This is a genomic window from Streptomyces sp. 130, assembly GCF_007096885.1.
GTDB lineage: Bacteria > Actinomycetota > Actinomycetes > Streptomycetales > Streptomycetaceae > Streptomyces.
Window position 1 is genome coordinate 22,142 of the sequence record NZ_VJNO01000053.1, and the last position, 15,856, is coordinate 37,997.

Here is a 15,856-nt window from a genome sequence, read left to right on the forward strand (position 1 = left end):
TCAGAATCCGTTCTCGTACACGGACGGGTCGACGGGGTTGGTGTAGGGCTGCCAGCCACCGGCGACGGCACGCAGCTGGGGGCGCTCGGTGCCGGGCTCGGGCAGCGGCGGGAGTTCACGCCAGCCGGGGAGGAAGTACCGGGCGTAGGACAGGTCCTTGTTCGCGGCCTGCTTCTGGGCGTAGGTGGCGAGGGCGGCGATGCCGGTGCGCTTGATGAGCGCTTCGACGGTGAACCACTCGGCGGTACTGAGGTTCCAGCGGACGATGATTCCGGCGGCGGTCAGTGTGTCGACGAGCGGTCGGCAATTGGTGGGGATCTCGGGTCCCAGGACCGGCGGAGCGGGCTTTCCTGCTTGCTTGCTAGCACTCCTGGTAGGAGTGGTTTGGTAGAGGGGCCCTGATTCCGGGCCCCTAGGGGCCTCGATTCCGGGCCCCCCCGGCCCTGATTCCGGGCCCCTAGCGTTTTCGCTACCGGCCCTGATTCCGGGCCCCTGCTCAGAGTTAGGGGCCTCGATTCCGGGCCCCTGCTGTTCGGCTACCGGCCCTGATTCCGGGCCCCTAACTCCTGGTGCGGGACGGGTGTAGCCGACCGCGAACGGCAGCTGGTAGGTGGCCGGGCGGCTGCCGATCGCGGGCTCCGACTCCACCAGCTCACCGGACTTCAGCGCCTTGTCGACGGCCAACTGGACGACCGAGCGGGAGGCGTTGAGCCGGGCCCTGAACTCGGTGGTGCCCATGCGGACCGTGCAGTCCGGGCCGGGTGCCTTGTCGGCGACCGCGAGCAGCACCAGCCGGACGTTCCCCTTGGCGCGGGAGTGGGTCCACACCCAGTGCATGGCGTCGATGGTCACGCGGTCCTCTTCCGTACGGGGTTGCGGTGGTGCGGGTGGTGGCCCGGGGCGCGGCGGCCCCGGGCCAGGGGGTCAGGCGGTGCGGCGGGCCCGGCGGCGCCGGTATGCGGCCCGGTCCTGTTCGGTCATGCCGCCCCAGATGCCGGACTCCCGGTTGTCGAGGGCCCACCGCGCGCACTCGTTGATCACGGGGCAGGAGCGGCAGACGGCCTGCGCTTCCTCGATCTGGACCGCCCAGGCTCCGGTCGTGCCGGCCGGGTGCCACAGCTCGGGGTCGTGCCCGGGGCGGAGGCACTCGGCGTCGTCGCGCCAGTCGTAGCTGCGGGGCAGGCTGGCGGGCGAGTACGTCATGCGGCGTTCTCCGTTCGGCGGGCGGCGTGCAAAGCGCGTGCGACGGTGCGGTCCGAGCAGCCGAGGCGGGCAGCGACCTCGCCCACGCTCAGGCCCTGGCCCACCAGGCGGACGGCGTCACGGTCGCGGATCGCGGCAGGCTGCTCGCCGCCGATCAGCTCCCGTTCGCGCGGGGTCTGCCCGCCCCACGCCCCGTACCGGTGGTCGGCGGACACGCCGCCCTCCAGCCGCTGGGCGTGCTCGACGCACTGGGCCCGGACGGGGCAGCTGGCGCAGATGCGCTTGGCCGCCACGGTCTGGGAGCCGCCGACCTCTGGAAACCACATGTCGGGGTCGGTCTGGGCGCAGAGTGCCTGGCCCATCCACTCGTAGCTCACGGCTGGGCTCCCTTCTGGGCGTGGCAGTCGGTGTACTCCCAGCCGGTGTGGGTGGGAGTGTGGCGGCGGGTGAGGTGGGCGCACGCGGTGGTGTCGCAGACCAGCCACCGGGAGCCGTCGAGGACGCCGTGCGGGGTGAACGTGGCGGTCGGGACGGCGCGGTGCCGGCCGCGTGAGCGGAGCAGGCGGGGCAGTCTCACGACTCCACCGCCTTCGGGACGACGCGGTCGGAGCGGCGCTGCTGCCAGTGCACGCCCATGTCCAGCGCCGGGGAGTCCAGCCCCACGGCGTGGTCGTACGCGGCGCGGGCGGCGGCCACCTCGCGGCGCAGGGCGGCGTTCTCCGCGCGGTACCGGGCGCAGACCCGGAGTGCGCGCATCAGGCGGCGGCCGAGACGGCCGGCCGAGCGGACCTGCCCGGCGAGGGCCCGTGCCCGTACGGCCTCCAGGTCAAGGCGGCCAGCCGCAGTGGCCAGCTGGTGCACCGATGCGGCGCTCTCCTTGGCGTCCTCGATGGCGTCGTCGCGCTGGGCCACCATCTCTACGTACCGGTCGTACAGGGCGTCGTACTTGCTGCGGGTAACGAACATGATCAGCCCTCCTCGTCCACGAACTCGGCGTCGATCGGGCCTTCGTCGTCCGCCAGGTCAACGGCCGGCATGGGCGGCAGCTCGCTCGTGGACGGCTGCTCGGCGGCGACCTCGGCCTGTGCCCGCAGCTGCTCGCGCATGTACTCGGCGCTGGTCGGCACCCACTTCATGAGCTGCCGCACCGCGGACTTCAGCCACATGGCCTCGGGGTTCGTGTTCCACGGGGAGTACTCGGAGTGCTTGCTGTCCGACTTCGCGCGGATGGCCATGACCTGGGCGTGGTTGAGGACGACGACCTTGCTGGTCGCGCCGTCCTTCATCGTGGCGTAGGCGTACACGCCGACGAGGTCGCCGCGGTCGCCGCCGAACCAGTCGATCTCGTGGACGGGGCGTTCATCGCGGCCGATGACGTACCGGAAGGTGTCGTTGGCCCGGACGGATTCCACGATCACGGAGGAGACGGCCCCGGCCCGGTAGATCAGCTCGATGATCCCCTGGTAGCCGACGATCCCCTTGATGATCTTCTGCCCACGGTGGGCCTTGCTCTTCCTCGGCGTCAGGTAGAACTGCTCGGTGCCCGGTTCCAGTCCGAGGCGGGCCGCGGTCTTCAGTTCCCGCAGGAACACCCCGATGTCGGTGCGGGCGGCGTTCGTCAGGTCCTTGTTGCCGCGGATCGCGCCGACGGCCATTCGGACCCACTGGTCGGCGTTGATGTGCGACGGGACCAGGGCGGCGTACTCGTCGCGGTACGCCTCGATCTGCGCGGCCGGGCCGGTGTCGCGGACGGCGAGCGCGTTGGTGACGGTGTTGTTGGTCATGACGTGCTCCGGTTTCGGGCGGGCTGGAGGGAGTAGGTGCGGCCGTCGCGGACGGTGCGGGTGGCGACGGTGCGGCGCTCGCAGACGGCGCGCCGGCCGGTGCCGATCTCGTCCAGGAGGAGACCGGCCGCGGCCCGCTTCTCCTCGTCCGCCTGCTTGGCGGCGGCGAGGGCGGCGAAGTACCGGTCACGGCGCTCGGTCGACACCTCGATGTCGATGTCGTCCTGGCCCTCGGGCAGAGCGCGGATCGTCTGGTACGTGGCGGTGTGACCGTCGATGTCGGGGCGCTCGTGCTGCTGCACGGTGCGCATGAACTCGGCCCCCGCCGTGCGCATCAGCTCGGCCTCGGCCTGGTCGTAGGTCACGACGTACTCGCGGTACTCGGACCCGGCGATCAGCACTGCAACGTGGCAGGTGGTGGCCCCGAGGACGTCGAGGTACCAGAGGCACTGGGCCCGGTAGTGGACGGGGATCTCGTCGGTGCCGGGCTTGCCCCAGCCGTGGTCGTCGCGCGCCGTCTTCGCTTCGAGCACGGACGCCGGGACCCATTCCTCGGGCTTGCCCAGGGGGTGGAGGACGCGGTCAGGGTTGGCGATCTGCCAGGGACGGCCGGCGGCGGCGTAGGTCGGCGACTCGTACACGGCCAGGTCGGGGTGCAGGTCGGCGAACCGCTGGCAGATGCCGGGTTCGTGGACCTTCCCCCAGTACATCTCCTCCGACTCGGCGACCGGGGCGAGCAGCCCCTGCTTGCGGTGCCAGAGGCTGAACCTGCTCTCGTACGGGCTGATGCCGAGGACGGCGGCGATCTCGGACCCGCCGATGCCGGCCGCGCGGGCGGCGTGCCATTCGGTGGTGCCGGGCTCGTACCATCCGAGGATGGTGGGCCCGGCGGCCGGGGCCTCGGCCCCGGCCAGCACGGTGTCGGTCATCGGTGCAGCTCCCGGACGATCTCGTCGGCCAGGCGCTGGGCGTCGTAGACCTTCGAGGTCAGGGCGTCCCGCTCCTCGGTGAGGTCGGAGACGTCCAGCTGGAGCGCCTTCACCTCGTCCGCGAGCGTGTCCCGCTCCTCTTCCAGGGCGGCGATGCGGGCTTCGAGGGTGGCGATCTCGTTCATGCGATGGCTCCGATCAGGGCGGTGGCGCCCTCGTACAGGCCCCAGCACAGCCCGCCGGACACGGCGAGGGCGATGGGGGCGGCGATGGCACAGGACATGCCGGCGGCGGGCTGCTGGTCGAAGGCGGCGCGGTCCTGGACCTCGCGCAGCGACCGGCCGGTGCCGGAGGGGTCGGGGCGGCGCCACGTCCCCGCGAACGTCGACTCGCGTCGGGTACTCACGACGGGTCCCCGGTGAGGCGGCGCAGCGACTCCAGCGCCGCGTCGTCCGCCTCGTCGAACTCGTCGGCACGGGACGCCATCTCGTCGGCGGCCAGCTCCAGCGCGAACTGCAGGAACAGCTGCTCGTACGGCGTCAGCTGGACGGACGGGGCCAGCCACTCGGCGACCTTCGCCCGGTCCTCGGCGTTCAGCAGCAGCGCGACCGGGCGCCCGTCCTCGGCGATGCACCCGACGGTGAGCAGCTGCTCCTCCTCCGGCGCGGGCTCGATCGCCACGTCGAACCGGGACACGACCAGCGGGTCAGCGTCCTTCGACAACGGCGGCCGGACCGCACCCCGGCGGAGCTTGTCGGCCATCGTGTCGATCGCGTCCGCCTGCAAGGCGTGCTGCCTGCTGCGCGTCGACCGGTACTCCCCGGCCTTCTTGCACAGCCACGCGATGATCTGTGCGTCCCGCTCGGCGATGACCTTGGCGGTCCGCTCCCGCGCCTTCCGGCGACCACGCCGCGCGGACTCCAGCGCCAGCCGCAGACGGGCGTGGTCCTGCTCGTCCTCCCAGTGCGTGAGGTTCGCGCCGGTCAGCTCGTTGGACAGCTTGTCCACCTCGGCGGCCAGCGTCAGCGCGATCTCGTGCAGCGCCTTCTCGGTGCCGTCGTTGTACGTGGCGGTCGACCACGTCGACGTGCGCTCGCCGTACTGCCGCAGCCGCACCAGCGCCGCAGCGAGGGTCATCGGGGCGCTCATGCCGCACGCTCCGGGGCCGTCGCCAGCGCCACAGCCTCAGCCAGCTCCGTCACCGCCGCGACCTCATCCGGCGAGCCGTACCCCGACAGGCAGACCAGAACGTCAGACACCCGGCCCGACACCATCACCCACGCCACGCCCGGAGCCCACACCTCCCCGGCGGGCAAGCCCAACGCCTCACGCCACGAGTCGAACGCTGTACGCATGGACTCGTGCACCGACACCGCCAACTGCGGCTCGCCGTGGTTGTCGATACGGAACGTTGCCGCCGGCAAGTCCGGGAACCGGCGGAGAAGGTCAGCCAGCAGCAGCACGGGCGCTCCCTGCTGGCGAAGATGAGATGATGTGAACACGGTGTCCTCGATTTCTCTGAGTGGTTGAGGTGCCGTCGGGACGTTCGGCCGGCCAGGGCTGGGCGTCCCTTGTGCGTGGTGGGTCAGGCGGCGGCGCGCTGTGCGAGCGGGTCTGCCTGCTCCAGCGCCCGGAGCCAGGCCATGACCCCGTCGCGGGGGTACAAGGTGTCGCGGCCGACGCGCGTCCCTCGGGGGCCGATGCCGCGGTGCCGCATCTGCCGCACCGCGTGCGGCGTCTTACGGATGAGTGCCGCGACTTCCTTCGTCGTCATCAGGTCCGGCGCGGCGGTGGTCGTTGCCACTGTCGTCTCCGTTCGTTTCCGGTACGAGGTCAGCGATGTCGCATCCCAGGTGGGTAGCGATTCGAGCGAGAGCCTCGGGCTGAGGGTCCGTCTCCCCTCGTTCGATGCGGGAGAGGTGCGATGCGGATATCCCGGCGGTCCGCGCGAACCGGCGCAGGCCCTGCCCGCTCGTTTCGCGTCGCTGCCGGATTCGCGGTCCGTCGGCTTTCATGGCGGAGACGATACGCAACGATGCGCAGGGATGCAAGCGTTCGCGTTGGGATGGGTCGAGATGGATCACGCCGCGTATAGGACGTGTCAGTTTTCAGTCATGTTCAGGGGTTGGCATCGCGTGCCGGGGAGGGTGGCCTTACTCTGTTGCCGATCGTTGCTCGCCGTTGCGTGCATAGGGCAGTTGACACGGAGAGGGGCCACCCCCCATGAACCGCGACCCAGAGAGCTGGGCCCGGCTCGGCCGCGCACTCCGCAGCGCCCGCGAGGGCGCCGGGTTTACCCAGGCAGAACTGGCCGAAGTCGCCAACGTCTCAAGCCGCAGCATCCAAGACGCCGAAGGCGGCAAAGTTCCAACCGGGCGCCGCCCCTACACCCTCGCCCGCATGGCGGCCGCACTCGGCTGGCCGGCAGGGGCGGTGGATGACGTCCTGGACGGGGCGGCGCCGCCGGGAGACGACGGCCAAGACATCCCCGTACAGGTGCAGGTGGACGAGGAGACAGCGAGCGGCGCCATCACCAACGCCATGGTGCGGGCCCTCGACAACGCCACCCCCGCCGAAATCCGCGAAGCCGTCCGCCTCGCCGTGGACGCATTGCGTCGACACGGGGTCATTAGTGAGACGGATGGCGTACAACCTTCAACGAAACGTGTGAACCCGTAGTCACCAAACGGTCACTCGGCATATTCTCCTAACCCCCGGAGCCTGCCGCTCCGGAAGAGAACGGGGACACGCATGCCTGATGAGCCGATCCTGATATCCGCAGACCTGGGCCCGCGCGTGGCCGCTTTCACCGCCCGCACCAACGGCCGGCCCACCGCCGTCGTTAACACCCGGGCCCACACCCAGCCGCGCATGCGCGTTCAGGCCGCTGTCGCCCTGCTCGCCTGCGGCATCGACGCGGGCCACGCACTGGGAGCACTCCATGGGGTACGTAGCTGACCGCTGGCACAAAACCCGCCCGCAACCGGGCGAGCCCGAGTGCGGCCAGCACAAGGGCATGGTCGCCTCCGTGAACCACGGGAAGGGCAAGCGCTGGCAGGCCCGCTACGACGACCCCAACGGCAAGGAGATCACCAGCCTCTGGGCCACCAAGACCGAAGCCGAACGGGAGATCAACAAGCAGGAGGCGGCCAAGCAGGCTGGCTCCTGGCTGGACCCGAAGGCCGGCCGCGTCACGTTCGAGCGGTTCGCCCTCGATACGTGGCTGCCCGCTCAGTCGATCAACGGGCGATCCGAGGTCGAGTACCTGGGCGCGCTGCGGCGTTACGCGATCCCCGAGTGGGGGCAGCGCGAGATGCGGTCCATCAAGCCGTCCGAGGCGGGGGCCTGGCAGAAGCTCCTCGTCACCAAGTACGGGCTGTCCGGGTCCTACCCGAACCGGGTGGCGCGGTACGTCCGCGGGGTGTTCCGCCTCGCCGTCATCGACCGCGTCATCCCCGTCAGCCCGTTCGAGCGCATCCCCGCCCCGCCCCTGGACGAGTCCGCTGTGCAGCCGCCTGACGTGGCGGAGGTGCGGCAGCTGATCGCTGCGGCGAACATCGACCGGTGGCGCACCATGATCGAGTTCACCGCGCTGACCGGTCTTCGCTCCGGGGAGATCCGGGGGCTGCGTCTCGCGCGCGTGGATTTCCTGCGCCGCACGATGCTCGTGGACCAGCAGCTGGTGTACGAGAAGGGGAAGGGCCTGTACTTCGATGAGCTGAAGACCGGCGCCGGACTCCGCACGTTGCCGCTGACGAAGCGCGCCGTCGATGTCCTGGCCGCCTACATCGAGCGGCACCCCGTGCCGCAGTCCGGGCCGGGGGCCGGACTCATCTTCACGATGCCGGCCGCCGGACTGATCGGTGAGTCCACGATCGACTACGCGATCAAGTCCGTCTGCAAGAAGGCGGGGCTGGAGCCGAGGCACTGGCACGAGCTGCGCCACCACTACGCCTCGGTCCTCATCGGGGGCGGCGAGAATCCGAAGGTTGTGCAGAAGAGGTTGGGACACAAGGACGTCATGACGACGCTCCGGACGTACAGCCACTTGTTCGCTGAGGCGGAGGAACGGACGCGTGACGTTCTGGATGCGGCGTGGGCCGAGCCGGGTGAAACTGGCGCCGAGACGGAATCCTCCGGAACGAGCGGAAGGATTCCGGAATCACGGCCCGCATCCGGGGTAGTCGCCCAGCTCAGAGGGTAGTCCGGGACATCACGCCTGGATGTTCCAGGCCGAGAGCGCCTGAGCAGGTCACGGGGCTGCGGGCCGGTTGACCTGGGAAGAGACGCATTCCAATGCGTTTCAACGCATCCCATGGCGACCCGTGAACGTACGGAAAGATTCCGGAATCCAGCCGCCCAGCGGAAGGATTCCGGAACGCCAGACGCCCCCTGACCACCTGGAACAACACCCCAACAGGTCCCAGAACCCGGAAGGCCCCGGCTCGCATCGCGCGAGACCGGGGCTCTTCCAGAAGTGCGACCGTTTAGGTACTGACTCAAGATCATTAAGTGGCGACCGTTTGGTCGTGCCCCTCCGACGAACCCCCCTGCCCGAGTGGGCCATCACCCGACGGAGGGAACTCGGCGAACGCCTCGTCGCCACCCGTCGCGCGGCCGGCCTCTCACAAGACCAGCTCGCCGACCGCGTCGGCGTCGAGCGCCGCACCATCCAGCGGTACGAATCAGGGGAGCGAGACCCCCGCTACACCGATTTGCTGCTCATCGCGGACGCCCTGGGGGCCCCGCTCGCCGATCTGGTGCAGGAGTAGCCCTACCCGCCCCCCGGCCACCGCCGGCCTCGGGGACGGGCAGGGGGATCAGGTGGGGTACCGGTGCGGCTGGCCCGGTGCCGGGTCGCACAGCTCGCGGTGCATCCGCAGGGAGATCCCCGGCCCGGTCGCCCCGGGAATGTCGTACACCTCGGACTCGTCGGGCTCCATCGGCTTCTCGCAGCGGGCGCAGATCATGCGGTCACCGCCGCGTCCCGGGCCTCGCGCCATGCGGTTTTCAGGTCGTGGGCGTCCTCGCAGTCGACGCCGGTCTGCCTGCATGAGGCGCACAGCTGGGTGTGCCGGATGAACCGGCCGTACGCGACCTCCGCCTGCTCTTGGGCTCTGTGCTGGGCCTGTGCGGGCCCGGTACGCTCTGCCATGGCGCGCTCCTCGTAGCGTCGTCCATACCCCCGGACCGGTGACACGGTTGCGGGGGTTATCTCTGTGCCGGACACCCTACTCCCAGCGAGATAGGTGCGATAGGTGCGATAGCCCCACCAGGTCAGCTTGTCTCGCCGAGCGGACGGTGCGGACCTAGCGTCGCGGTATGGACTGGCAGCCGGATATCCCGAGGTGGCGGCAGGTGTATGCCCTGCTGGAGGAACGTATTGATGACGGGACGTACCCGCCCGGGACTCGTCTGCCGTCCGCGATCGATCTTCAGGGTGAGACCGGGGTCAGCCCGGTGACCGCGCGCCGGGTCCTGCGGGAGCTGCGCGCGGCGGGGCTGGCGTACATGGAGCCGGGGATCGGGACGTTCGTGACGCGGCTGCCCGAGCCAGGGGCATAACGAAGCGCCCCGCCGGGTGGAGGCGGGGCGCTTATCCCCGTGGAGTCGGGGAGTAGTTCGGTGCAGCAGACCCGTCTGGGCCATCCCCGTGGAGTTGGGGAGCAATTCCCTGCGACAGACTCGCCCGGGCCATCCCCGTGGAGTTGGGGAGCAGTACCAAGAGGCCCGTCCGGGTTGGGCCATCCCTGCCGGAGCGGGGAGTACGGGTTGAATGTATCGGGTTGGCGCGGTGAGTGAAAGCCCTTCACTCGATCGGGTGACACCCCTTGCCAACCTTGCCCCACGTGGGGCAAGGTTGGGTCATCGCTAAGGGAACAACCCGGGCCGCCTGCAAGGGGAACGCCATGAGCACCGACATCTACGAGGGCATGACCGGCCGCGAACTCGCCTCCTACGACCTGCTGGACGAGGCCATGACCGCCCACAACCTGACCCAGCGCAACGCCCACGAGGCCATTACGGCCCTGCTCCAGGACCTCGTCGCCGACAACCAGGACCTGATTCTGGACCGGCGCCCGGTCCGCACCGTCACCGCCCCCGGCGTCGACCACAACCACTGGTTGACCGTGTCCGACGAGACCGCCGACCACATCCGCGAAGCCCTCGCCGCCATCTACGAGCACTGACCCCATGCCCAATACCTCCGAACTGTGGACCCGGGACGAGGTCGCCGACTACCTCGGCATCGCGCCGGGCAGCGTTCGCCGCCAGATGTCCCGCTGGGGCATTGAGCGCACCGACACCATCCGGCACCCGCACAGCGGCCGGGCGCTCGCCCGCTACTCTGCTGCCGCAGTCAAGGCCGCTCGCGCTGCGGCACCCGGACAGGGTGCCCGTACCGACCGCGCCTGAGTATGACGAAAGCGCCCCCGCCACCGGTCGCAACCGGGGCGGGGCGTCGCCGTTCAGTCGCGGGACACCAGGGTTGCGGTGAGGGACCGGGACGTGATCGCGTACGACGGCCGGGTCGGGATGTCGTTCGCCTCGAAGGCCACGTACAACGGATTGCCCACGGCGGTGCCGTCGAACCCGTACAGCGACGTGACCGACAGGGTTCGGTTTCGGTCCTCGGGCCCCGGCAAGACGTTCGCGCTCGCCCCCGCGATCTCGAACGAGGAGAACAGCCGCAGCTTGACCCACTCGACGGACCCCGGGGCCACCCACCGCGAGTACGACACGGTCGCCGTGATCAGCCAGATGCCGGGGATGAACGGGATGAAGCTGTCGCGGGGCATCTGCGTGCTGACGCCCCACAGCGCCCCGCCCGAGTTCTCCTCCAGCACCTCGTACGACACCTGCAGCAGCGGCCCGGCTCCGTACTCCTGCCTCGTGGAGCCGCCCGTGGCCCGGAACATGGGCCGCTGCCCGATGCCGTCCTGCAGGGTCTTGAGGTCGGCGTCGTACGCCGTCGCCAGCGCCTCCAGATCGGCGGCCACCGTCGTCGGCGACGACAGGTCCGGGTACGGGTAGCCCCGGTTCGATGTGATCCCCATCAGTACCCTCCCGGGAGGTTGCCCATCTTGACCGCCCACAGGGACCGGTCCTGCATGTTCACGGTCGCGCCCGCCGTAGACGTGACGGCCACCGTGATGTCCGCCGGGGTCACCCCGTCCGCGTAGGTCAGCATCGCCACGGACACGTACGTGTTCGTAGGGCTACTGCCTGTGTTGTTGTTGCCCTGGAGGGACGCCCGCGCCGTGGCCCCGGACGCCGAGTTCGTGATGTCGGCACGCATCCCCCACGACCCCGTCGCCGGGGTGACCGCAACGGACGCGCCGACCATGTACAGACCCTGCTCGATGATCCGGATGCGGGTGTTGCTGGCGCCCAGGTCGATCATCCCGCCGACGTCGAACTCCTCGGCCGCGAACGTGACGACGTTGGCCACGAACGGGGTGAGCGTCTGGTTCGCGATCGCGGACATGCGCGCGGCCGGCCGATGCGCGGCAGCGTCCAGGCGGTCCGCGAGCTGCTGCACCAGGCTGTCCAGATCCAGGGCCATGTCCTGAATCGTCGGGCCCAGGGTGCTGACCGGGTCGGTGAGCACCGGGTACGTGATGCCCCGGGGGGTGGTCGCGGTCATGATCAGGCCTCATTCCGTCGAGCCGTGACGAAGTCCCAGACGACGCCCGTCACATCGGTGACGGTGGAGCGCAGGGCGACCCGCATCCACCCGTCGATCGTGGACGTCACCGTCCCGGACAGCGGCGTCCACGGCGGGGCCGGAACGAGGTCCGTGGCCTCCGCGACGAGGGTGTCCGGGCCGACGGTGGTCGGGTACAGGTCGGTGGGGGCGGCGAACCAGAGCACGTACAGGGCCGCGTCGACGGCCACCGGGGGGTTGTCGCCCAGCGACGCCCCGGCATACGCGGAGACGGTGAGGACGTCGCCGGTACTGACGGGGATGGCCTCGGAGTACAGGTAGCTCTGCGCGGTGGTGGCGGTGGTCGCGGTCACGAGCGCGCTGTGCCCGCCGTCGACCGCGACCGCGTCGGTGACCGAGACGGTGGAGGCGGAGGCGATGTCGTACAGGGTCCAGTCCACCGGGCTCGTCCCGACCCCCGACGCTTCGAAGCTGCCGTTGCTGACGAGGCTGCTGCCGGCCCCGGCGATGCGGCCGAGGATCTGCCAGGACGAGTCCTGCCGGATCACGGACACGAGGTCCCCGGCGGCCGGCTGGTACGGGCTGATGAACGACGCGGGGAACGAGGTGCCGCCGACGACGACGACCGCAGATCCGGCCGTCGCCGACGCGACCGTACCCGTACGGACCTGGGCCCACGGCCCGGACGACGCAGCGAGTACCTGCGGGGTGGGATTCGTCATCAGAACGCCTCCAGCTGAGTAGCCCACAGCTCCGCCTGGCTGTTCCACGACGTGGCGCCGGACGAGCTGTGACGGATCTGGATGGACAGGGCGACCGGCTCCTGGAAGCTGAGTACCGCGTCGGCGTACCCCGCGATCATCGACCCGGACAGGGGGGTCGCGTAGCCGGGCGTCTGGAAGTTCGACACCGGGCTGCCGTTGATGAGGAACCGCACGCGCAGCTGGGTGAGGGTGCTGGTGGTGGACGAGGTGTACGCGCCGACGTAGTACCGGCCCGGCTCCACGATCTGCACGACGCCGGTGCTGGTGTCGGACATGCCGCCGGTGTCGACCGTCTCCGACGTGAACACCGGGATGCGGTCCTGCCCGGTCCCGGTGACCGAGGCGGCCTGCATGCGGACGGAGTCGGGGTTGAACACGTCCTGCTCGGCCTGCGCGTACACGGTGTCGAGGGCGGCGTCGGCGGCGTACGCGAGCGCCGCGATCTGCGTGACGGTCGAGGCGTCCTTCACGAGGGGCGGATCGCACTCCGGGTACGGGATGCCGTAGTTGGGGGTGGTGTCCACGGGCTACTCCTCCCCGACGCCGAGCGTGCCGGCGGAGCGGGTGGTCAGGGTCATGGCGGTGCCGGTGACGAGCGGGTACGTGATGCCGTCGGTGATCTGGTCGGCGCTGTAGCCGCGGTAGCCGAGGCGGACGGTGTCGCCGGGTTCGATGGTGTAGTCGGGGACGACGGTGGCCTGCCACTGCTCGGTCAGGGCGGTGGCGGCGGCGAGTTGGGTGCGGGCCAGGGTCTGTGCCTGCGCGATGCTCTGTGGGGTCTGGACCTTGAGGACTTGGACGACGCGCCCGAAGGGTCCGCCGAACTGGGTGGGGCTGGTCGGGGACAGGTCGCGGGCGACGCGGCGTACGGGCTCGGACCCGTCCATGCGCTCCGCGACGACCACAACCGAGTTGGCGGTGCCGTCGCGGGTCTGCGTCACGTCCGCCGACGCCATGAGGCCCTGCGGCCCGTCGAGGAACTGCTGTACCGGGGCGCCGGGCTGGTAGCTGTAGGAGCGGACGACGAACGAGCCGTCGCCCAGGGCGTACCAGCGCCCGCCGACCGCCTGCGCGAGGTCGTCCAGGGCCTGCCCGCGGTCCTCGTCCCATACCAGCTGCGGTGTCGGCGCGGTGGCCAGGGTGTCTGGGCCGAACGTGGCCTGCGGGATGGCGCCCCGGATGAGGCGCTGGATCTCCGACAGGATGGAGAGGGAGCTGGAGCGCTCGGGCGCCTCGAACCGGGCGGCGACGACGTCGGCGGCGAGGTCGTCCACGGAGAACTGCACCGTCCCGGCGGCGGAGCGGCGAACCCCCCACACCCGGCCCGTGATCAGCGGCCACAGCTCCTCGGACCCGTCCCCATAGCCGACGCCCGCGCGGATACGGACGACGGCCTGGTACGGGGAGAACGGGGACTGCGGGGTGCGGGGGAACCACTCGTCAGCCAGGGTGAACGAGGCCGTCCTCGTCACCCGGTTGGTGAGCTGCGCGGACACCTGCCCGGTGATCACCGGTACGTCCGTGGCCAGCGGCGCCCCGTCGATCGTGAACGCGTCCACCCTGGCGATTCGGTGGTGCGGGCCACGGATCACGCTCTTGTACAGGTCGGAGCTGGGCAGCATCAGGTGACCACCAGGTTGTCGAAGCGGAAGACGTACGGGACATTGGTCAGCGCCGTGCCCGCGAGGGTGCGAACCCCGGCTGCCGACGGACCGGTCAGCGCGGCGTCCGTGGACGTGATCTGCCATCCCGCCGGCTCCGGGGCGGCGGTCGGCCACACCTTCCCGGCGACCGTGGTCCCGAAGCGGGCGAACCGAATCGTGTACGGGGTGCCCGCTACGTAGGTGTGGCCGGTGTCGAAGAAGGAGCCGAGCTGCGTCTCGACCCCGTCGCGCTTGCGGAGGGTGAGGGTGACGGGTCCGGCCGGGTCGATGCGGACGCGGGCCATGTACATGTGCGTGGGGTCGGCGTACTGGGCGACCGCGAACACGTACGCGTAGTCACCGGCTGGCATTGCGGGCAGCAGGAACTGGACCCGCATGGACGTGTCCGGGCCCGCCCACGGCACGGTCGTGGTGTGGAAGACGTTGCTGGTCGGGTGTGTGTGAACGCCCGCTGATCCGGTGACGGAGAAGTCCGCCGCTGGCCCCTCGCGTACCGTCCACGGCTGCCCGGTGTCGGCGGTGCCCCAGCCGCCTGCGACGGTGCGGGTGAAGGTGTCCAGGATGGGGTTCAGCGGCTCGCCGTCGGGACACAGCACCTCCCCAGCCGCCAAGTCCGCGAACGTGCGGCCGGCGGGCAGATCACCGTACGTGGGGTAGGCGTCCGGGAGGGCGCACCAGGTGGCGCACGCGGTGCCCTGCGCCGGGCCGAGCGGCCGGTCAACGACGGTGACCGGGACCTCCCAGCGGCGTTCGGGGCGGCGCTGGTCTCGGCTGATCCGCGACATGGTCACGTCGCCCGGCTGCACGAATCGGTCGCGCACCCCGTACTCGGGCGGCAGTTGGAGCAGCAGCGGGCCCCCGGCGGTGAACAGGTCGTAGACGCGGTCGATCGCATCCAGGCTGCGGGTGAAGAAGGTGAGGCTGGTGTCGGCGTGCTTGCGCCGGGCCCAGACGTCGGCCGGCCGCTCCGCGTTGAGGACGTCGAACAGGCCGCTGTCCGCGCGCCATGTCTCGTCGCCGAGCCCCACCCACACCAGCTCCGGGCTCGGTTGGGCGCACCCCGGGACGTGCCCGGACTGAGCGGCGTCGCAGAAGTCGAGTGCGAGGTCGGCCCAGGGGCGGAGCGGGTCCCGCAGCCACACCTGCCCGGCCTGGTCCAGCGGGCCCGCCGTGTACGTGGTGACGGACCCGGTCTGGTCGCCGGTCGCCCGGTAGTACAGCGGGGTGCCGAACGGGGCGGTGGTGTCCGTGTAGACGGCCTGCTCGGCCAGTAGTGGGGCGGCCACCGCGATCAGGGTGTACGGGCCGGTGGCCGTAGTGGCCCGCTCCAGGGCGTAGCTGGTGTCCGTCCCGGCCGTGCCGGTGAAGTCGACGTCGATGACGGCGTAGCTGGGCATCAGAACCGGACCCCCTGGGCTGCGGTGCGTTCGTGCTGCTGGATCTGGCCGTCGGCCACCATGCGCATGCGCGGGTAGAACTCCTCGTCCCCGATGAAGAACTGCACCCGCATGGGCTGCGCCGACACGGCGGGGGCGGACACCCCGGCCAGTTGCGGGCCGAACGCGGGCAGCCGCCCCGTCAGGCCCTGGAGTTCGGCCCGGACCCGGGGCACGGCGCGCTGAATGCCCGCGATCAGGCCCTCGATCAGCAGCTCACCCGACGGCGCCAGGATCCGCGCGTCCAGCTCAGCCGGCCCCTTCCAGTCCGGCAATTTGCTGGTCAGGTCGGACAGGGTGCTGGTGACAGCGCCGATCTTCGACTGGATACCGTCGATGAGTCCGCTGATGAGACTCGCGCCCGCGTCGTACAGCACGTGGCCCAGGTCGCCAACCGCGTTCGCCGC

At 70.6% G+C, this 15,856-nt stretch carries 27 protein-coding genes and 1 pseudogene; 6 read left to right on the forward strand and 22 right to left on the reverse strand.

What is annotated here, in order from left to right; all coding sequences use genetic code 11:
* The 13 genes from FKN01_RS29720 to FKN01_RS29780 all read right to left on the reverse strand — a co-directional run bounded on the left by FKN01_RS29720 (position 1) and on the right by FKN01_RS29780 (position 5,931).
* On the reverse strand, positions 1-852 hold the full coding sequence (locus FKN01_RS29720) for a hypothetical protein (protein ID WP_143625752.1): 852 nt from the start codon (positions 850-852) through the stop codon (positions 1-3).
* 72 nt (positions 853-924) lie between these two features.
* Complete coding sequence (locus FKN01_RS29725; protein WP_143625753.1) at positions 925-1,203, reverse strand: WhiB family transcriptional regulator; 279 nt, start codon at positions 1,201-1,203, stop codon at positions 925-927.
* Positions 1,200-1,580 (reverse strand): WhiB family transcriptional regulator, encoded by a 381-nt coding sequence (locus tag FKN01_RS29730; RefSeq protein ID WP_143625754.1) that lies wholly within the window; start codon positions 1,578-1,580, stop codon positions 1,200-1,202. The genes FKN01_RS29725 and FKN01_RS29730 overlap by 4 nt, the downstream gene beginning before the upstream one ends.
* Positions 1,577-1,780: a hypothetical protein gene (locus FKN01_RS29735; RefSeq protein WP_143625755.1), complete on the reverse strand. Its 204-nt coding sequence runs from the start codon at positions 1,778-1,780 to the stop codon at positions 1,577-1,579. Before FKN01_RS29735 ends, FKN01_RS29730 begins: the two co-directional genes overlap by 4 nt.
* Positions 1,777-2,169 carry a hypothetical protein gene (locus FKN01_RS29740; protein WP_143625756.1) on the reverse strand — a complete coding sequence of 131 codons (393 nt, stop codon included), beginning with the start codon at positions 2,167-2,169 and terminating at the stop codon, positions 1,777-1,779. The genes FKN01_RS29735 and FKN01_RS29740 overlap by 4 nt, the downstream gene beginning before the upstream one ends.
* A 2-nt stretch (positions 2,170-2,171) precedes the next feature.
* A complete protein-coding gene (locus tag FKN01_RS29745) occupies positions 2,172-2,987 on the reverse strand; it encodes a recombinase RecT (RefSeq protein WP_143625757.1) in 816 nt (271 codons plus the stop codon).
* A complete protein-coding gene (locus tag FKN01_RS29750; protein ID WP_143625758.1) occupies positions 2,984-3,916 on the reverse strand; it encodes a YqaJ viral recombinase family protein in 933 nt (310 codons plus the stop codon). Before FKN01_RS29750 ends, FKN01_RS29745 begins: the two co-directional genes overlap by 4 nt.
* Positions 3,913-4,101, reverse strand: coding sequence for a hypothetical protein (locus FKN01_RS29755; protein ID WP_143625759.1), 189 nt, complete (start codon positions 4,099-4,101; stop codon positions 3,913-3,915). Before FKN01_RS29755 ends, FKN01_RS29750 begins: the two co-directional genes overlap by 4 nt.
* Positions 4,098-4,322 carry a hypothetical protein gene (locus tag FKN01_RS29760; RefSeq protein WP_143625760.1) on the reverse strand — a complete coding sequence of 75 codons (225 nt, stop codon included), beginning with the start codon at positions 4,320-4,322 and terminating at the stop codon, positions 4,098-4,100. Before FKN01_RS29760 ends, FKN01_RS29755 begins: the two co-directional genes overlap by 4 nt.
* On the reverse strand, positions 4,319-5,065 hold the full coding sequence (locus FKN01_RS29765; protein ID WP_143625761.1) for a hypothetical protein: 747 nt from the start codon (positions 5,063-5,065) through the stop codon (positions 4,319-4,321). The genes FKN01_RS29760 and FKN01_RS29765 overlap by 4 nt, the downstream gene beginning before the upstream one ends.
* Entirely contained in the window at positions 5,062-5,379 is a 318-nt protein-coding gene (locus FKN01_RS32735; RefSeq protein ID WP_185993042.1) for a hypothetical protein, read from the reverse strand. The genes FKN01_RS29765 and FKN01_RS32735 overlap by 4 nt, the downstream gene beginning before the upstream one ends.
* A 122-nt stretch (positions 5,380-5,501) precedes the next feature.
* Complete coding sequence (locus tag FKN01_RS29775) at positions 5,502-5,720, reverse strand: helix-turn-helix domain-containing protein (RefSeq protein WP_260697072.1); 219 nt, start codon at positions 5,718-5,720, stop codon at positions 5,502-5,504.
* Positions 5,656-5,931: a helix-turn-helix domain-containing protein gene (locus tag FKN01_RS29780; RefSeq protein ID WP_143625777.1), complete on the reverse strand. Its 276-nt coding sequence runs from the start codon at positions 5,929-5,931 to the stop codon at positions 5,656-5,658. The genes FKN01_RS29775 and FKN01_RS29780 overlap by 65 nt, the downstream gene beginning before the upstream one ends.
* 208 nt (positions 5,932-6,139) lie before the next feature.
* Here FKN01_RS29780 and FKN01_RS29785 point away from each other — a divergent pair, with 208 nt between their 5' ends.
* From FKN01_RS29785 to FKN01_RS29795, 3 genes are all read left to right on the forward strand, one after another.
* The gene (locus FKN01_RS29785; protein ID WP_143625763.1) at positions 6,140-6,595 is read left to right on the forward strand and encodes a helix-turn-helix transcriptional regulator; all 456 of its coding nucleotides are present in this window, start codon (positions 6,140-6,142) and stop codon (positions 6,593-6,595) included.
* A 262-nt stretch (positions 6,596-6,857) separates the two neighbouring features.
* Positions 6,858-8,120 carry a site-specific integrase gene (locus FKN01_RS29790; protein ID WP_143625764.1) on the forward strand — a complete coding sequence of 421 codons (1,263 nt, stop codon included), beginning with the start codon at positions 6,858-6,860 and terminating at the stop codon, positions 8,118-8,120.
* Positions 8,121-8,445: 325 nt separating this feature from the next.
* A complete protein-coding gene (locus tag FKN01_RS29795) occupies positions 8,446-8,688 on the forward strand; it encodes a helix-turn-helix transcriptional regulator (protein WP_143625765.1) in 243 nt (80 codons plus the stop codon).
* Between the two features lie 48 nt (positions 8,689-8,736).
* Here FKN01_RS29795 and FKN01_RS32740 read toward each other — a convergent pair whose 3' ends face one another.
* Both FKN01_RS32740 and FKN01_RS29800 read right to left on the reverse strand, forming a co-directional pair.
* Complete coding sequence (locus FKN01_RS32740) at positions 8,737-8,886, reverse strand: hypothetical protein (protein ID WP_185993043.1); 150 nt, start codon at positions 8,884-8,886, stop codon at positions 8,737-8,739.
* Entirely contained in the window at positions 8,883-9,071 is a 189-nt protein-coding gene (locus FKN01_RS29800; RefSeq protein ID WP_143625766.1) for a hypothetical protein, read from the reverse strand. The genes FKN01_RS32740 and FKN01_RS29800 overlap by 4 nt, the downstream gene beginning before the upstream one ends.
* 167 nt (positions 9,072-9,238) lie before the next feature.
* On the opposite strand from FKN01_RS29800, the gene FKN01_RS29805 reads away from it, so the two are divergent.
* The 3 genes from FKN01_RS29805 (at position 9,239) to FKN01_RS29815 (ending at position 10,333) form a co-directional block, all read left to right on the forward strand.
* Positions 9,239-9,481 carry a winged helix-turn-helix domain-containing protein gene (locus tag FKN01_RS29805; RefSeq protein ID WP_185993044.1) on the forward strand — a complete coding sequence of 81 codons (243 nt, stop codon included), beginning with the start codon at positions 9,239-9,241 and terminating at the stop codon, positions 9,479-9,481.
* 344 nt (positions 9,482-9,825) lie between these two features.
* A complete protein-coding gene (locus FKN01_RS29810; RefSeq protein WP_143625767.1) occupies positions 9,826-10,107 on the forward strand; it encodes a hypothetical protein in 282 nt (93 codons plus the stop codon).
* Between the two features lie 4 nt (positions 10,108-10,111).
* A complete protein-coding gene (locus FKN01_RS29815) occupies positions 10,112-10,333 on the forward strand; it encodes a hypothetical protein (RefSeq protein WP_143625768.1) in 222 nt (73 codons plus the stop codon).
* Between the two features lie 53 nt (positions 10,334-10,386).
* On the opposite strand, the gene FKN01_RS29820 is transcribed toward FKN01_RS29815, so the two are convergent.
* From FKN01_RS29820 to FKN01_RS32750, 7 genes and pseudogenes are all read right to left on the reverse strand, one after another.
* Positions 10,387-10,974 (reverse strand): hypothetical protein, encoded by a 588-nt coding sequence (locus FKN01_RS29820; RefSeq protein ID WP_143625769.1) that lies wholly within the window; start codon positions 10,972-10,974, stop codon positions 10,387-10,389.
* A complete protein-coding gene (locus FKN01_RS29825) occupies positions 10,974-11,564 on the reverse strand; it encodes a hypothetical protein (RefSeq protein WP_143625770.1) in 591 nt (196 codons plus the stop codon). Before FKN01_RS29825 ends, FKN01_RS29820 begins: the two co-directional genes overlap by 1 nt.
* Positions 11,565-11,566: 2 nt before the next feature.
* On the reverse strand, positions 11,567-12,307 hold the full coding sequence (locus FKN01_RS29830; RefSeq protein ID WP_143625771.1) for a hypothetical protein: 741 nt from the start codon (positions 12,305-12,307) through the stop codon (positions 11,567-11,569).
* Positions 12,307-12,873, reverse strand: a complete 567-nt coding sequence (locus tag FKN01_RS29835; protein WP_143625772.1) for a hypothetical protein — start codon at positions 12,871-12,873, stop codon at positions 12,307-12,309. Before FKN01_RS29835 ends, FKN01_RS29830 begins: the two co-directional genes overlap by 1 nt.
* 3 nt (positions 12,874-12,876) lie before the next feature.
* Entirely contained in the window at positions 12,877-13,971 is a 1,095-nt protein-coding gene (locus FKN01_RS29840; RefSeq protein ID WP_185993045.1) for a DUF5047 domain-containing protein, read from the reverse strand.
* Positions 13,971-15,410, reverse strand: coding sequence for a hypothetical protein (locus tag FKN01_RS32745; protein ID WP_185993046.1), 1,440 nt, complete (start codon positions 15,408-15,410; stop codon positions 13,971-13,973). The genes FKN01_RS29840 and FKN01_RS32745 overlap by 1 nt, the downstream gene beginning before the upstream one ends.
* A pseudogene (locus FKN01_RS32750) lies at positions 15,410-15,856 on the reverse strand (hypothetical protein); the annotation flags it as partial. The pseudogene FKN01_RS32750 and the gene FKN01_RS32745, both read right to left, overlap by 1 nt.

Bases quoted from the DNA above. Each gene is read 5' to 3' on its own strand.
- FKN01_RS29725 (WP_143625753.1), bottom strand. From the start codon at position 1,203: ATGACGTACTCGCCCGCCAGCCTGCCCCGCAGCTACGACTGGCGCGAC.
- FKN01_RS29785 (WP_143625763.1), top strand. From the start codon at position 6,140: ATGAACCGCGACCCAGAGAGCTGGGCCCGGCTCGGCCGCGCACTCCGC.
- FKN01_RS29810 (WP_143625767.1), top strand. From the start codon at position 9,826: ATGAGCACCGACATCTACGAGGGCATGACCGGCCGCGAACTCGCCTCC.
- FKN01_RS29750 (WP_143625758.1), bottom strand. From the start codon at position 3,916: ATGACCGACACCGTGCTGGCCGGGGCCGAGGCCCCGGCCGCCGGGCCC.
- FKN01_RS32745 (WP_185993046.1), bottom strand. From the start codon at position 15,410: ATGCCCAGCTACGCCGTCATCGACGTCGACTTCACCGGCACGGCCGGG.
- FKN01_RS29840 (WP_185993045.1), bottom strand. From the start codon at position 13,971: ATGCTGCCCAGCTCCGACCTGTACAAGAGCGTGATCCGTGGCCCGCAC.
- FKN01_RS29830 (WP_143625771.1), bottom strand. From the start codon at position 12,307: ATGACGAATCCCACCCCGCAGGTACTCGCTGCGTCGTCCGGGCCGTGG.
- FKN01_RS29800 (WP_143625766.1), bottom strand. From the start codon at position 9,071: ATGGCAGAGCGTACCGGGCCCGCACAGGCCCAGCACAGAGCCCAAGAG.
- FKN01_RS32740 (WP_185993043.1), bottom strand. From the start codon at position 8,886: ATGATCTGCGCCCGCTGCGAGAAGCCGATGGAGCCCGACGAGTCCGAG.
- FKN01_RS29755 (WP_143625759.1), bottom strand. From the start codon at position 4,101: ATGAACGAGATCGCCACCCTCGAAGCCCGCATCGCCGCCCTGGAAGAG.
- FKN01_RS29790 (WP_143625764.1), top strand. From the start codon at position 6,858: ATGGGGTACGTAGCTGACCGCTGGCACAAAACCCGCCCGCAACCGGGC.
- FKN01_RS29805 (WP_185993044.1), top strand. From the start codon at position 9,239: ATGGACTGGCAGCCGGATATCCCGAGGTGGCGGCAGGTGTATGCCCTG.
- FKN01_RS29815 (WP_143625768.1), top strand. From the start codon at position 10,112: ATGCCCAATACCTCCGAACTGTGGACCCGGGACGAGGTCGCCGACTAC.
- FKN01_RS29765 (WP_143625761.1), bottom strand. From the start codon at position 5,065: ATGAGCGCCCCGATGACCCTCGCTGCGGCGCTGGTGCGGCTGCGGCAG.
- FKN01_RS29740 (WP_143625756.1), bottom strand. From the start codon at position 2,169: ATGTTCGTTACCCGCAGCAAGTACGACGCCCTGTACGACCGGTACGTA.
- FKN01_RS29825 (WP_143625770.1), bottom strand. From the start codon at position 11,564: ATGACCGCGACCACCCCCCGGGGCATCACGTACCCGGTGCTCACCGAC.
- FKN01_RS29780 (WP_143625777.1), bottom strand. From the start codon at position 5,931: ATGAAAGCCGACGGACCGCGAATCCGGCAGCGACGCGAAACGAGCGGG.
- FKN01_RS29820 (WP_143625769.1), bottom strand. From the start codon at position 10,974: ATGGGGATCACATCGAACCGGGGCTACCCGTACCCGGACCTGTCGTCG.
- FKN01_RS29745 (WP_143625757.1), bottom strand. From the start codon at position 2,987: ATGACCAACAACACCGTCACCAACGCGCTCGCCGTCCGCGACACCGGC.